A 12,831-nucleotide genomic window follows, 5' to 3' on the forward strand; every position below is an offset into this window, starting at 1 on the left:
GGTTCCGGCGGCGGTGGCTCCGACTCCGGCGGGGGCTCTGGTGGGGGCAGCACCTCCACCGGGCCTGTGCGGGATCGGAACGCACCGGCCCCGGGCGGGCGGATCTGGTGCGACGCAGACGTCTCCGCCTTCGGCTGCACCCCACCGGACCCCGCCGCCCCACCGGACCCCGCCCCACCGGCACCGGCCGCACCGGCACCGGCAGCCCCCGCGGCGCCGCCGCTCCCCAGCGCCGCAGAGGTCGCCCAGCGGGCCCGTGACGAGGTGCCCATCCAGGTCCCCCGCGCCCACACGTCCCCCGACGGAGTCCCCCAGATCACCGGACTCAAGACCTGGTACTGGATGGACCGCTCCGAGTGGACCCCCGTCACCGCCCGCGCCGAGCTCCCCGGCATCTGGGCCGAGGTCACCGCGACGCCCACCAAGGTCGTCTGGACCCCCGGCGACGGCACCGCCCCCATCACGTGCACCGGTCCCGCCCGCCCCCACCCCGGCACCGACGGCGCCACCACCGACTGCGGCCACGTCTACACCGACACCGCCAGCCTCACCCTGCGCGCCGCGGTCACCTACACGGTCACCTGGAGGTCCTCCACCGGCGAGACCGGGACCCAGGACGCCATCGTCCTCACCACCAACACCCCCATCACCATCGAAGAACGCCAGGTCACCACCAACTGACAGTGAGAGCGGGGATGGAGGCGGGTCCGCGATCGGCTGTCGTTGCGCTCCCGTCGTGTGTCCCGCGCGACGACCCGACGCAAGAACCTCGGGCGCGCCGGGCAGGGGTCATGGCGTCGAGCTCCACCGACCGCCACGTGCCGGGATCGGCCGACCGGCAGCGAACCCGTCGACCGGCGGGGCCGGCCCCGAGGCGTCAGGGTTCAGCGGTGAGGGTGACCTCGGCCTCGCCGTCGAGGCCCTCGACGGGCCCGGGCGCGAGCGCGTCGGCGGCGCCGTCCTCCTCGTCGAGGTAGGTGCGGAAGAAGGCGACCGAGAGCGCGTCGATGGCGGGGAACGCCTCATCCGCGGGCAGGTACTCCTCGGTGTCGCAGCCGTCGCTTCCGAGCCGCTTGAGGTTGTCGGGGATGTCGAGGTCGATCTCCTCCACGATGCCGATGAGCCCGCCTTGATCGGCCCCGATCACGCAGAGGTCGCTGAACACCAGGTGCCCCGAGTTGGCGACCTCGGCCAGGTACTTGGGGGCGCCGAGGCCCTCGTAGACCTCTCGCGTCGCATCGGGCTCGATGACGCCGTCGCGGTCGCCGAGCATGACGAGGACGGGCTGGGTGGGCGCCGGCTCGGGCAACGGGTCCTCCTCGCTGCCGCTGCCGATCGAGTAGGTGGCGAAGGCGTCGATGCGGTCATCGGTGGCGGCCATGCGATACGAGGCGCCGGCGCCGGCCGAGTGCCCGGCCACCGCGACCTTCTCGACGTCGGCCAGGTCTGCGAGCGGCGAGGACTCGTCGCCGGACTGGGCCTCGACGAGATCGAAGGTGGCGGCGAGCACCTCGGGATCCTCCCGGGGAGCGACACCCTGGGCCCCGGTGCCGAGCAGGCCGCTGAGCGAGCGCTCGACGTGGTCGGGGGCGGCGACGACGTAACCCCACGACGCCAGGTGGGTGGTCAGGTCGACCGACTGCTCGGGGAAGCCGGCGAAGCCGTGGCTGAAGAGGATCACGGGGTACGGGCCGTCGCCGGGGTACGGCTCGGCGTTCGGCGCGGCGGCGACGGGGTACTGCACCCGGGCCTCGGCGGGGATCTTCGCCTGCAGCTCGGGGGTGAGGAGGCTGGCGATGTCGAAGGTCTCGGTCGGCTCCTCGGTGCCGGCGCCGGCCTCGGCCGGGTACCAGACGACGACCCGCCGTCCGTCGTCGAGGGCGAGCTGGTGCGACCCCACGCCGTGGGGCCCCCGCTCGGACCACTCGACGAGCTGCCCGGCGGCGGCGTCCTCCCCACCCGTCCCGTCGGTGCCGTCGGTTCCCTCGGCGCTCTCGGAGCTCTCGGAGCTCTCGGACTCCTCGGCGGAGGTCGTGGTCGTGGCGTCGTCGTCGTCGTCGGAGCCGCAGGCGACGGTGAGGACGAGGACCAGGGCGGACATGAGGGCGAGGGTGCGGCGCGAACGGAGGTGCGACATGGGCCTGAGGGTATGCAGCAACGACCCACGGCGCAGGAACACGTTCCAGTTACGCCCCCCACCCACCCTCGAAGGATGCGCCCGCGGTCCTGGTCCCGGCGAGGTCGAGCCCCGTCGCTCCGAACACGGCGACCCGCCGACGATGTTCGCCCCGAGGAACGGTTGTTCGGTGAGGCGATGTGTGGTTGTCTCGTCCGGGTGCCGGGGCCGATGGGAAGACGAGGGACGGTGCGGGACCGCATCGACGGTGAGGTCACCTCGGTCGGTGGCGAGGCGGTGCTCCACTTCGGGCCCATGACCGGCCGGGTGCGGGTGGGCTTGGTCGTCCCTGCGGTCGACAAGGTCGTCGATCTCAGCGTCCACCCGTCGGCCGCCCTGGCCTGTCTCGATGCCGCCGCGGACCGAGCCGGTGTGCCCCGCCCCACTGCCCACCGCGCCGCCCGGGCCTCGCTGACCGCGGCGACCGATCGCGCCGGTGCGTGGCGGCCTCGTGCGCCGGCCACCCTGCTGGCCGAGCTGGGCGGCGCCGCCTTCCCCACCCTCGGCGCGGCGTACGACCGCGGCGCGGAGCCCATCGACGAGGTGCCTCGGTGGGCGGTGGCGATCCTCGCCGCCTCCTCCGCCCGCCGCGCCGCCGAAGCCGGCTTCGCGGAGCGGACGACCCGCCCGGTGATCGCGGCGGTTGCCTCGGCCCTGGCCGGACCCGACGGGGGCGGGCCGGTGGGCCTCCATGCCGTGGGCCTGGCCCTGATCGGAGCGCCCGTGCTCGACAGCGACCGCCTGGCCCGGGTGCTCGCCGAGACCGCCGCGCACCCCGCCCCCGCCGCCACGTTCACCGTCGATGAGCTGCGGGCAAGCCGCGCCGTGGTGGGAGCGCTGGGTGCCCACCGGACGGTGCGGGTACTGACCGACGCCAGCGCCCTTCCCGACGGCACCCGCCTGCTGCTCGACGTGGTGAAGGTGTGGCCCGACGTCGCCCCGAGGCTCCCGTCCCGCCTGCCGAACCGCCTGCGCGAGCTGGCCGACGTGTGCCGCTCGCTGATCGTGACCGACCACCGGCCTCCCGCCCCGCCGCCGGGCCGAGCCCGCGCGATGCCGACACCCCGGCTCGTGCGTCCCGGTGCGGTCGACGCCCGGAGCGGTCGGGCCCCACGGCGCGCCGCAACCGGCGGCGAGGCCGATCCGGCCCCACGTCGGACGGGCAACGGCGCCAGGGCCGACCAGACCTCCGGGCTCACGACGGCCGGCGCCAACCCGCCGAGGTCGACGTCAACCCCCGCGGCCGCTCGCCGCGCCGGAGGGCCGCCCAGCACCCCCACCCGTGTGGGCGACATCCAGCAGCCGCCCACGGCCCGTCGTGCCCGCCCGGGCGACGGGCCCGTACCCCCCGCTCGGCCGGCCCGGGCCGCGCCCGTCGTGCCCCAGGCGACCCTCAGTGTCGGGGACCTGACCGCCGCCTTCGACGACCCCGTGCTCGCCGAGCCCCACGCCGGGCGTCGTCCTCTCGCCCATGCGGCACCGGCTATGGCGGCGCCGGCAGCGGGCGGAACTGTCACGGCGGCCACCCCGATCCCGTCCACGGCCCGAGTCGCCCGGATCGACGGGCGCGAGCTCGACGGCTTGCGCTTCGCCCGACCGCGGACCTGCGGCGACCTGGAACGCTGGGGTCGGCTGCTGCGCAACTGCCTGGAGGACTTCGGGCCGGCCGCGGCGTCAGGGCGCAGCGAGCTGGTCGGGGTTTTCCGCGACGATGGTTTGCGGGGGTGCCTCGAGCTCACGCCCGACGGGGTGATCCGCCAGCTGTTGGGGCCGGCCAACCGTCGCCTCGACCGGCCCACCGAGCGGACCGTGCTGCGGGCCCTCATCCGTCACGAGGTGGTCGACCCGACGGCCGCGGGCAACACCCGATGGTTCGACCCCGGGTGACGGCCCCCGCCCGACACCGGCCCGCGGGATCCGTGCTGTCGTCGCACCCGATGTCGCTAGCAGCTCAACGAGCTGACCGAACTGGTCGGCGATCCGGGGGTCCCCACACCCGATGTCGCTACCAGTTCAACGAGCCGACCGAACTGGTCGGCGATCCGGGGGTCCCCACACCCGATGTCGCTACCAGTTGAACGGGGCCGGGCCATGGAGCACCCCGGCGGGGTCCGGGGGTCGGTTCCTCCGTGGCGGGGCGTCACGTTGGTGGCGGACGACGCCGTGGACCGGATCAGGGCGGAGGCGTCCAGCTGTCGCGGGTGCTGCGGTCAGGACGGAAGCCGTGGTCGACGCCCCAGAGGGCGGCCTCGGTCCGCGACGTCACCCCGATCTTGCGGAAGAGGTTCTGGGTGTGGGTCTTGATCGAGTTGACGCCCAGGTACAGGTGGGTGGCGATGTCGGCGGTGCGCTGGCCCTGGGTGATCAGTGCCAGCACCTCGCTCTCGCGCTCGGTGAGACCGATCTGGTGGCCGGGCCAGCGTCGCGCGGTGTCGTCGCGAGCATCGACCGGCTCCTCGTCCACCGCGCCCTCGGAGATCCGCACCACGCGCTCCCCCCGGTGGACGGCGACGAGGCCCTCGGCCAGGTCGCGCCCCGAGAGGCCCTTGCTGAAGTATCCCAAGGCGCCGGAGGCGACCGATGCATCGACCAGCTCCGGCGCGTTGCCCCAGCTGTAGACGGCGACCCGGCCCACGTTGGCGTGGCCTGCGATCTTCTCGATCATCTCGGCGCCCTCTCCGGGCAGGGCGAAGCAGTCGAGGAGCCCGATGTCGACCTCGGCATCGGGCAGGCCCTCGACGGAGCACTCGACGACTTGCACCAGGTCACCGTGGGGCGCCAGGAGGGCGGCGGTCCCGTGGACGATCACGTCGTAATCGTTGATGACACACACGCGCACGGGCTTGTCCTCAGGCATCCGATCCCTCTCCACGTCGTCCTGCACGATCAGGCGCACAGAGCGTGCCACGTCGCGCGCCCACAGCTCGCGCTCGTCCCCCGTCATGCGCGCCAATGGGGGTCAGGCGCGGCGCAGAGAGCGCAGGTCGACGATCTCGGCCAGCGGTGCGGTGAGGTCGGCGATGCGTTCGAGGGCGTCGTCATCGTCGCCGCCGCCACAGGCCGCGATGGTGACGTCGACCCGGGTCTCCGAGCCCTCGGTCACCGTCAGCCGGGTGCTGGTTCCGCCGACGCAGCCTTCGCCGTGGTCGTCGTCGACCTCTGCGGTGGAGAGGTCGGATACGACGTCGTCCCACACCTGCTCGGACAACTGTTCGGTGACGTCGTGGAGCACGTCGCCGTAGGAGTCGACCACGACGTGCACGTCGGAGCCATCGGCGGTGAGGACGTAGCTGCGGTGGTGCTCCGGAGGCACCGACGAGTCGGTGAAGCGGAGCACCACCTCGGTGTCGGACGGGTCGAGGCCGTCGCCCGAGCCGATGGTCGCCGGGTCGTCCGATCCGCAGCCCGTCAGCATGAGGGCGGCGGCCACGGTGGCGGAGACGACGATGGATCCGGGGCGCTCGGGCACGTCCCCAGCCTGACCCGGGCGGCGAAGCGGGAAACGGCAGGCCGAGAGGTGGGTGCCCCTCACCAGCGGTGGCCGCAGGTGCGGCACTGGTAGCTGGGTCGATCGGGGCCGATCACGCAGCCGCCGACGGCCAGCCAGTCGGGGGGCCACCCGGCGGGCATGCCGAAGAGCATGCGGGCCGGATCGAGAGCTTCGCAGGAAGGGCACCGCAGTCGGTCGAGCTCGTCTCCAGTGGTCGCCTCGTGCTCGGCGCGCCAGGCGATGAGGTGGTCGTAGGTGATGTCCATCGGGGCGAGGCGTTGGTTGCGGTCGCGCTCGCTCACCGGCCCGCGGTCGCAGGGGACGACGATCAGCCGCTCGTCGTCGAGCTCGAAGACGGCGAGCTGGCGGTGGCGAGCGCCGAGGGCGACCGCCTCGGCGCGGGTGAGCCCGTCGACCACCACGCCGAGCTCGTGGTGGTCGGCATCGGGCGAGGCGCCGACGGCTGGCTCCCACCGGTGCCCGGCGGCACCGAGCTCGGCGATCAGCCGCCAGTTGGCGGCCGCGTTGGCCTCGGGGTCGACGTCGCGACCGTCGGGGTTGAAGGCGGTGATGACGTGCCGGGTGCGATGGACCCGCCCATCGGCCCAGGGTCCGGCCAGGACGTGGGGAAGGCCATCGCCCGACCAGGTGACGATGACGGTGGAGGCGAAGGCCTGCCAGGGGGCCAACCTCGTCGGGGAGTGCTCAGCGCTCATGGGTGGTCACCTCGGGGGTCGGGCCGGTCAGGGGTCGGTTCCTTGCTCCGGCCGTTGTGGCCCTCGCCTCGCGGGCGGGAGGATGGGCGGCCTCGGTCCCTTCGACGGCCTCGGCCGCGATGTCGTCGGCCTCGGCGGGGCCGAAGGGAGAGCCTCGGTCGACCTCGAGCACCTCGACGCATATGAGGGTGTGGCGGGTGGCGCCGTAGACGGCCTCGAGCGGCCGGACCAGCAGCGCGGCGGCGTGGTGCCAGTCGGTGGGCAGGGCGAGGGCCAGGTGGTGGTTCGGGCAGCCGTCGGGCGGGTTGAGGCCGAAGGCGGCCAGGAGGCGGTGCTGGTCGTCATCGAGCTCGTGGCCCTCCGTGATGAACTCGTTCGACACGGCCTCGAGCCAGGCACCGCACTCGTGGTCGACGAGCGCCTGGGTGAAGTAGTTGCCCTCGCCGCCGTCGAGCGTGAGGATCACGCCGTGCCGCTCGGGGAGCGTCGCCAGCGAGGCCAGCTTGCGGGCCAGGGCCGCCTCGAAGGCGACGAAGCCGCCGGCACCGGCGGGCCGGATCTTGAAGTTGTTCTCGTCGCGGCGGGCGCGGCCCATCCGGCGGTGACTGGTCATGTGTGTGCCTCCATCGGCGTGGCGGGCGCACCTTGCCGGGAGGCAGGTTGCGGCAGCGTCGTCGGGCCACGTCCCTCGACTGCTCTGGATGGTCTGATCGACGGTAGCGGTCGCCGGCGCGACCTCCTCCGCCCTGGTTGCGGTTCAGTAGGACCGTGCCCGATCGATGAGGTCGGTGAGCTCGGCATCAAGCTCGCGGACGTCGAGCCCGACCCGGCGAGCACCCTCCACGCAGGCGCTGACGGCGAGCGCCAAGGCGACCAGCCGGTCGCCATCGGCGTCGGGATCGGCGCCCGCCGAGAGGTGCTTGCGCACCTCGTGGTAGCTGACCACCGGGGGGAGGTCGGACACCACGTGGGGCAGGCGCCCGGGGACGACCCGCTCCTGGCCTGCAGCGGGGTCGGGGGCGAAGATCACGTCGCCTTCGAACACGACGACCGTGGCGACGCCGTCGGAGCCGTCGGCGGCGAGGTCGTGGCGCACCATGCGCAGCGCGGGAGCGCCCCAGGGCGTCGTGAGCGGCTCGAGGACCACGACGGCCGCCGGGTCGACGACGAGGTCGGGCACACTCCCGCCGAGCAGGACGACGACTCGGCCGTCGTCCTGCTCGGACGCGGTCACGTTCGGCAGGCGGCCGAGGCGCTCGATGAGCGCAGCAGTCACCAAGGTCGGGCCGTGTCGTTCGAGGAGGTCATGACTCGAGGGTCTCACAGGGGTACGACAGTGAAGCCAGGTCCGCGGCCCTCTGGAAGCTCGGGAGGGTCCGATCCGCGTCGGTCCTACGATCGGCGGATGACGACGCTGAGCCCCCGCTACACCCGTGCTGTCGAGATCGCCCGGGTGGCCCACGACGGCGCCGTTCGCAAGGGCACCGAGATCCCTTACCTGGCCCATGTGCTCGCCGTGAGCGCACTCGTGCTCGAGCACGGCGGTGACGAGGACCAGGCCATCGCCGCCGTGCTCCACGACGTGGCCGAGGACGCCGGGGGCGAGCAGCGGCTCCGGGAGATCGCCGACGAGTTCGGCGACGACGTCGGGGCGATCGTGGGGGCCTGCTCCGAGCAGGCCGACGAGCAGGCGGCCGCCCATTGGAGTGCCTGAGCTCCTCACCATCGGCGCCTCGGCGGGTTGTACCGTCGCGGACAGGGGCGGATGGCAGGGCATCGGCCCATCCGGGTCTGGGGCGTCAGGGGAACTTGGGAGGAACGATGTTCGTGGAGCTCTTCGCCGGTCTCGGCCTGGTCGGTGTGATCATCTGCTTGGTGATGTGGTGGATGATCAACACCTAGACGAGCCGGGCCCGGGGCTGCTACCGATCGTCCGGTGCCGAACGCCACCGATGACGACCTGCACCAGCTGACCGGCGCGCCGATCTGCTCGAGGGTGCGGCAGCGGACGGTGAGCAGCGCGGGGCTGGCGAACATCACGCACAGGGGCTGGCCCGGGGTCGGTCGAGCGGGACGACGGGTCGGTCGGCTCCTACTTCACCCATTCGGCGGTAGCAGTTTGCGTCCTCGCAGGGCGTCGACGGCGGCTCGGGGAAGGGTTTGGGCCGGGGAGACGGGCGCAGTGTCGTTCGAGCGATCAGCGCTCCGTCGCGAACTCCTGGGAGGTCCCGTGCGCATCGGGCGCAACACAGAGGTGAGAGCACTGGGCGGCGGGCTGGGTTGCCTGATGATGATCCTGGTGTCGGTGCTCTTGTCGGTGGGCCTCACCCTTCTGCTCAACGCCGGTCGGTAGGCCGACGGGGCTTCGCACGTGGTTCGGTCGTCGTCGCCCGGGCAGGATGTGATCGCTTCGCCGCGACCGCTGCTGCGTCCGACCCGAAGGACGGTGCCATGGCCTTGCCCTCCTTCGATCAGGCGTGTCCCTCCCCACCGCCAGCCGTGGTCAACAGGGGCGCAGCTCGCGCCTGTCCCCGGGCGCGCCTCGACGTGGACGAGGTCCGCGGCGTGTTCGATGCCACCGATCCCTTCACCATCGGCCTAGAGGAGGAAGTCCTGCTGGTCGACCCGGCCACCCATGCCCCCGCGCCGGTCGCCGCGGAGGTGGTGCGAGCGGCCGGGGGCGATGCCCGGATCAAACAGGAGCTCCCCGCCTGCCAGGTGGAGCTGCTGACTCGCCCGCACCGCAGCGTGGAGGGCGCTCGGGACGAGCTCGCCGCGGCCCGGGCGGCGCTCATCCGTGCCTGCGACGGCGTGGTGGCGCCGGCTGCTGCTGCGGTGCACCCGTGGGCCCCCGCCACCACGGCAGTGGGCCCGTCGGAACGCCACCGGGCCATCGAGGACGACTTCGGCGAGGTGGCCCGTCGGCAGCTGATCGGTGCGCTTCAGGTCCACGTCGCCCTGGGCACCGCCGATTGCACGCTCGCGGTCTACAACGCGTTGCGTGGCTACCTGCCGGAGATCGCGGCGCTGGCAGCCGCCGCACCGTTCTACGAGGGCCGCGACACCGGCCTGGCATCGGTCCGGCCCGTCATCGCCGGGCAACTCCCTCGCCAGGGGGTGCCCCCCGTCCTCGAGAGCTGGGACGCTTTCGTCGACCACCTTGAGTGGGGAACGGCCAGCGGCACCGTGCCCGAACCGCGCCGATGGTGGTGGGAGCTACGACCGCACGTGATCCACGGGACGCTGGAGGTGCGCGTCCCCGACGTGCAACCCACCGTCGCGGCTTCCGCGGCGGTCGCCGAAACGGTCTATGCCCTGATCCGCCACTTGGCGCAGCGGCACCACGACGGCGAGGCGCTCGATGCCCATCCGACGTGGCGCATCGCCGAGAACCGCTGGTGCGCGCTCCGCGACGGCATCCACGGCCGACTGGCCGACCTCGAGTCGGGCGAGGCCATCCCCACCCGTCGTCGGCTCCGCGACATCTTCGACCAGATCGAGCCCCACTCCGAGGCCGGCCTGGACGCGGCCAGAGCTGTCACCGAGCACACCGCTGCCGATCAGCTGCGCCAGGCCGGCCTCCGCGGGGCCACCGGCTGGTTGATCGAGGCCTTCCATCACTGATCGACTCGAAGACGATGGCGACCGTTCGACCCTCCAAGGAAGAAGAGGCCGAAGCAACCGATGCAACTCATGACCCTCCCCGGCGTCTTCGCCCCCATCTCCGACTCCTGGCGCCTGGCCGAGGCGCTCCGCCGCGAGCGCCTCGGCCCTGGGGCGCGCGTCCTCGACCTCTGCACCGGGAGCGGCGTCCTGGCCCTCGTCGCGGCCCAGCAAGGCTGCTCGGCGACGGCGGTCGACGTCTCCCGCCGGGCGGTGATGACCGTCCGCCTGAACGCTCGTCGCAACCACGTGCGGGTCCGCGCTCTGCGAGGGTGCCTCTTCGAGCCCGTCGGCGACGAGTACTTCGACTGCATCGTGAGCAACCCCCCGTACGTCCCCTCGCCGGCCGACGCCCTGCCGCGTCACGGCGCGTCCCGCGCCTGGGTCGCCGGTCGCGACGGCCGCAAGGTCCTCGATGCGATCTGCGACGACGCTCCCCGCCACCTCCGACCCGGCGGCGCGATCCTGCTCGTGCACTCCTCGCTCATCGACGAGCACGCCACCATCGCCCGCCTCCGACGCGCCGGCCTGCCCGGGGCCGCGGTCGTCGATCGCCACCGCGGCCCCCTCGGCCCGCTCATGCGTGAGCAGCAGCGAGCCGGCACGGTGCCCGCCGGCATCGACGAGGAGGATGTCGTCATCATCCGGGCCGTGGCCGGCGAACGTTGAACCTCGGTCGCTGGCGGCGCCCGGCGATGTGGTCGATGCCCGCACCCGCTGTCCGTCTCCGGTCCGGGGCCGCCGAGCCCTCCCGGTCCCGGCCGTTTGAGCGGCGGCACCTCCGGTAGTGGCCGGCCATGGCGTCGCAGCAGGATCGCAGTGCACCGCCCAGGCTCCCAAGCGTGCTGCTCGGCATAGGGTTCGGCGGGTTCGTGGACGGCATCGTCCTCCACCAGATCCTCCAGTGGCACCACATGCTCACCGACACCGGCGACCACCCGGCCACCACGGTGGCCGGTCTGGAGGCCAACACCCTGGCTGACGGGCTCTTCCACGTGGCGACATGGGTGGTCGCGTTCGCCGGAGCCAACCTGACCATCCGGGCCTGGCAGCGGCGACGGCGGGCGCCTCCGTGGCGCGTCCAGGTCGGGCTGCTGCTGGCCGGGTGGGGCGGGTTCAACCTGGTCGAGGGCATCATCAACCACCACCTGCTGGCGATCCACCACGTCCGCGACGACGCGGGTGGTCCGGTCTCGTGGGACCTCGGGTTCCTCTTACTGGGGGCGGTGCTCGTCGGTGTCGGCGTCGCTCTCGCCCGGACCTCGAAAGCGGCGTCGGGGGTGAGCCAGGCCGCCCGCCCCCAAACCTCGAACCCCGCCGATCAGGAGCAGCTCACCGATCGTTGATCCGCCCCGAGGCTGGGTGACCGACCGTTCAGCTTCGCCGCCAGCCGGATCGATCCGGGGGCGTGCTCGACGCTCGGGCCGGGACCTCACCGAGCTCGACGGGCGGTTGCGGCACCCTCGGCCCGTGCCGTGGTGGACTGAGGAACGTGCCTCCCCGCTTCCGCCCGCCCCTGCCGGTCGCCGACCTCGCCGGCCCGGGCCCGGCCCGTGACTTCGTCGGCTACGGGCGCCATCCTCCGAAGGTCAGGTGGCCCGGCGGTGCGTCGGTCGCAGTCAACGTGGTGGTTGCCTACGAGGAAGGCTCCGAGCTCTCCATGGTCGAGGGTGATGGCCGCAACGAGGGCTGGGGCGAGTACGCCATCGAGGTGCCCCCGCCGGTGCGCGACCTCGGCACGGAGTCCCACTTCGAGTACGGCAGCCGGGCCGGGATCTGGCGACTGGCCCGGATCATCGACGCCGCAGGGGCTCCGGTCACGGTGTCGGCCACCGCTGTCGCCCTCGCCCGCAACCCACAGGTGGCGGCGTGGATCCTCGGGCAGGGCCACGATGTCTTGGGCCACGGCGACTACCTGGTCTCACCCGGGTTCTCGAGCCCCCGTGACTTCGTGGAGTGCGTCGCCATGGCCCTTCGTTCCCTCGTCGACGACGGCGCCGCGGACGGCGCCGGCCGGCTGATGACGGTCGCCTTTCACGCCCGCTGGAGCGGCCAGCCGGCACGCGCTGAGGCCCTGCGACAGATCCTCGCACTCGTGCAGGCCGAGCCCGAGGCCGTGCTGATGCGACGCGACGACCTCGCCGCCTGGTGGCTCGATCACGCGCCCGGCCCCGATGGGACCGGCTGACCGCTCTGCGGTCGACGGGTCGACCCGCTCAATCGGCGGCGACCGCATCCGGTGACGAGGGCGGCCGCGGACCCACCCGGTGTGCTGGGAGGGCTACCGGGGCTCGTCGAACCAGTCGATGGCGAAGGGTCGTCGTTGGCTGTCCCGGCGGCGCGGCGCGCCGCGACGGTCGGGTTGTCTTCGGCGTAGGCGCGAGCCTGTTGGCTCCGTTCGGTGTCGCCGATGCGGCCCCACTCCTCGGCGCAGTCGTTCCAGGACTCCCAGGCATCGGGCCGATCCCCGGCGAGTTCAAGGGGTGACGGCTGCAGGTTGAGGGTCGGGGTTCCACCGGTCGACGCGACGATCCGGCCAGGATGGCCGGGTTCACACGCACCCGTCGACCGGTGGAGATCCCAGCATGCCAGCCCAGCCCTTGGTTTTGTCCGAGCGCGAGGAGATCCGCGCCGGGATCGAACGTGGTGAACCGCTGAGGGCGATCGCGGTCCGGCTGGGCCGTCACCGGGGCACGATCGGCGAGGAGGTGGCTCGCAACGGGGGGCGTCGGGCGTACCGGGCCGCCGGAGCCCAGCAGCGCGCCGAGACCCAGCGGGGCAGGCCC

At 73.1% G+C, this 12,831-nt stretch carries 15 protein-coding genes and 1 riboswitch; of the genes, 9 read left to right on the plus strand and 6 right to left on the minus strand.

The window, feature by feature from the left end; translation table 11 throughout:
* Positions 1-681, plus strand: a 681-nt coding sequence (locus tag VNL12_RS08325; protein WP_325593452.1) for a hypothetical protein, incomplete at its 5' end; no start/stop codon positions are given.
* Positions 682-877: 196 nt separating this feature from the next.
* On the opposite strand, the gene VNL12_RS08330 is transcribed toward VNL12_RS08325, so the two are convergent.
* Positions 878-2,137: an alpha/beta hydrolase family protein gene (locus VNL12_RS08330; protein ID WP_325593454.1), complete on the minus strand. Its 1,260-nt coding sequence runs from the start codon at positions 2,135-2,137 to the stop codon at positions 878-880.
* A gap of 228 nt (positions 2,138-2,365) precedes the next feature.
* Here VNL12_RS08330 and VNL12_RS08335 point away from each other — a divergent pair, with 228 nt between their 5' ends.
* Positions 2,366-4,063: a hypothetical protein gene (locus VNL12_RS08335; RefSeq protein WP_325593456.1), complete on the plus strand. Its 1,698-nt coding sequence runs from the start codon at positions 2,366-2,368 to the stop codon at positions 4,061-4,063.
* 286 nt (positions 4,064-4,349) lie between these two features.
* On the opposite strand, the gene VNL12_RS08340 is transcribed toward VNL12_RS08335, so the two are convergent.
* The 5 genes from VNL12_RS08340 to VNL12_RS08360 form a co-directional block, all read right to left on the minus strand.
* Complete coding sequence (locus VNL12_RS08340; protein ID WP_325593458.1) at positions 4,350-5,120, minus strand: response regulator transcription factor; 771 nt, start codon at positions 5,118-5,120, stop codon at positions 4,350-4,352.
* A gap of 15 nt (positions 5,121-5,135) precedes the next feature.
* Positions 5,136-5,645, minus strand: coding sequence for a hypothetical protein (locus VNL12_RS08345; RefSeq protein WP_325593460.1), 510 nt, complete (start codon positions 5,643-5,645; stop codon positions 5,136-5,138).
* 59 nt (positions 5,646-5,704) lie between these two features.
* Positions 5,705-6,382, minus strand: coding sequence for a DUF3293 domain-containing protein (locus VNL12_RS08350; protein ID WP_325593462.1), 678 nt, complete (start codon positions 6,380-6,382; stop codon positions 5,705-5,707).
* Positions 6,372-6,995, minus strand: coding sequence for a TY-Chap domain-containing protein (locus VNL12_RS08355; RefSeq protein ID WP_325593464.1), 624 nt, complete (start codon positions 6,993-6,995; stop codon positions 6,372-6,374). Before VNL12_RS08355 ends, VNL12_RS08350 begins: the two co-directional genes overlap by 11 nt.
* 7 nt (positions 6,996-7,002) lie before the next feature.
* Positions 7,003-7,090, minus strand: a riboswitch (SAM riboswitch).
* Between the two features lie 49 nt (positions 7,091-7,139).
* Complete coding sequence (locus tag VNL12_RS08360; RefSeq protein ID WP_325593466.1) at positions 7,140-7,658, minus strand: hypothetical protein; 519 nt, start codon at positions 7,656-7,658, stop codon at positions 7,140-7,142.
* A 129-nt stretch (positions 7,659-7,787) separates the two neighbouring features.
* Here VNL12_RS08360 and VNL12_RS08365 point away from each other — a divergent pair, with 129 nt between their 5' ends.
* The 7 genes from VNL12_RS08365 to VNL12_RS08395 form a co-directional block, all read left to right on the plus strand.
* The gene (locus tag VNL12_RS08365) at positions 7,788-8,096 is read left to right on the plus strand and encodes an HD domain-containing protein (RefSeq protein WP_325593467.1); all 309 of its coding nucleotides are present in this window, start codon (positions 7,788-7,790) and stop codon (positions 8,094-8,096) included.
* A 516-nt stretch (positions 8,097-8,612) separates the two neighbouring features.
* Positions 8,613-8,735 carry a hypothetical protein gene (locus VNL12_RS08370; RefSeq protein ID WP_325593469.1) on the plus strand — a complete coding sequence of 41 codons (123 nt, stop codon included), beginning with the start codon at positions 8,613-8,615 and terminating at the stop codon, positions 8,733-8,735.
* Between the two features lie 98 nt (positions 8,736-8,833).
* Positions 8,834-10,006: a carboxylate-amine ligase gene (locus VNL12_RS08375; RefSeq protein ID WP_325593471.1), complete on the plus strand. Its 1,173-nt coding sequence runs from the start codon at positions 8,834-8,836 to the stop codon at positions 10,004-10,006.
* 69 nt (positions 10,007-10,075) lie between these two features.
* Positions 10,076-10,714, plus strand: a complete 639-nt coding sequence (locus VNL12_RS08380) for a HemK2/MTQ2 family protein methyltransferase (protein ID WP_325593473.1) — start codon at positions 10,076-10,078, stop codon at positions 10,712-10,714.
* A 173-nt stretch (positions 10,715-10,887) separates the two neighbouring features.
* Positions 10,888-11,391, plus strand: a complete 504-nt coding sequence (locus VNL12_RS08385) for a DUF2243 domain-containing protein (protein ID WP_325593475.1) — start codon at positions 10,888-10,890, stop codon at positions 11,389-11,391.
* Positions 11,392-11,537: 146 nt separating this feature from the next.
* Complete coding sequence (locus VNL12_RS08390) at positions 11,538-12,233, plus strand: hypothetical protein (protein WP_325593477.1); 696 nt, start codon at positions 11,538-11,540, stop codon at positions 12,231-12,233.
* Between the two features lie 412 nt (positions 12,234-12,645).
* On the plus strand, positions 12,646-12,831 hold a 186-nt coding region (locus VNL12_RS08395), incomplete at its 3' end, for a helix-turn-helix domain-containing protein (protein WP_325593479.1).

It is taken from the genome of Iamia sp. (genome assembly GCF_035575815.1).
Taxonomy (GTDB): domain Bacteria; phylum Actinomycetota; class Acidimicrobiia; order Acidimicrobiales; family Iamiaceae; genus Iamia.

Coding starts and splice junctions, on each gene's coding strand:
- VNL12_RS08330 (WP_325593454.1), bottom strand. CDS start 2,137: ATGTCGCACCTCCGTTCGCGCCGCACCCTCGCCCTCATGTCCGCCCTG.
- VNL12_RS08340 (WP_325593458.1), bottom strand. CDS start 5,120: ATGACGGGGGACGAGCGCGAGCTGTGGGCGCGCGACGTGGCACGCTCT.
- VNL12_RS08350 (WP_325593462.1), bottom strand. CDS start 6,382: ATGAGCGCTGAGCACTCCCCGACGAGGTTGGCCCCCTGGCAGGCCTTC.
- VNL12_RS08355 (WP_325593464.1), bottom strand. CDS start 6,995: ATGACCAGTCACCGCCGGATGGGCCGCGCCCGCCGCGACGAGAACAAC.
- VNL12_RS08365 (WP_325593467.1), top strand. CDS start 7,788: ATGACGACGCTGAGCCCCCGCTACACCCGTGCTGTCGAGATCGCCCGG.
- VNL12_RS08375 (WP_325593471.1), top strand. CDS start 8,834: ATGGCCTTGCCCTCCTTCGATCAGGCGTGTCCCTCCCCACCGCCAGCC.
- VNL12_RS08380 (WP_325593473.1), top strand. CDS start 10,076: ATGACCCTCCCCGGCGTCTTCGCCCCCATCTCCGACTCCTGGCGCCTG.